Genomic DNA, 494 nt, shown 5'->3' with positions numbered 1-494 from the left:
AAGACTAAATCAGTATCCATCTTTTTTGAGAACGAATAGCCGATAATCCGTCGTGAGTGCAGGTCCATGATGGTTGATAAGTAACACCAGCCATTACGCTTCGTTTGAATATAGGTCATATCAGCGGTCCATTTTTGATTTAAACCAGTGGTCGAGAAATCCTGCTTAAGCAAGTTGGGACGCTGTTCAACCTTGGTTTTGGAAGCCGAAGCCGCTTTCCACTTATTGACGGTAACGGAGTGGATATCCAGTTCCTTCATGAGCCGGGAGATCCGTCGTGGACTGCACCGAAGCTGCAGTGGTTGAAGTTCCAGATTCAATTCATGGTGGATCTTCATAACACCGTATCGCTGCTTAAATTCCGCAAAGATCCGCAGAATCCGTTGTTTCAAGTCCGCATCTTCGGCCCGGCGTTTTGAAGATTTGGGGGATCGATAACGATAATACTGAGCTCTGGAAACACCGAGGATTCGGCACATCTTGGTTACCTGGTG

1 protein-coding gene is annotated in these 494 nt (G+C 46.8%); it reads right to left on the bottom strand.

Annotation, left to right across the window (positions count from 1 at the left end; all coding sequences use genetic code 11):
• Positions 1 to 392, bottom strand: a 392-nt coding sequence (locus tag FD01_RS15405) for an IS3 family transposase (protein ID WP_235802978.1), incomplete at its 3' end; no start/stop codon positions are given.
• Positions 393 to 494 lie beyond the last annotated feature (102 nt).

This window comes from Lacticaseibacillus manihotivorans DSM 13343 = JCM 12514, assembly GCF_001435035.1.
Classification (GTDB): Bacteria; Bacillota; Bacilli; order Lactobacillales; family Lactobacillaceae; genus Lacticaseibacillus; species Lacticaseibacillus manihotivorans.
Note: the sequence above shows the minus strand (reverse complement) of the source record. Positions and strands in the feature narration are given on the sequence as shown.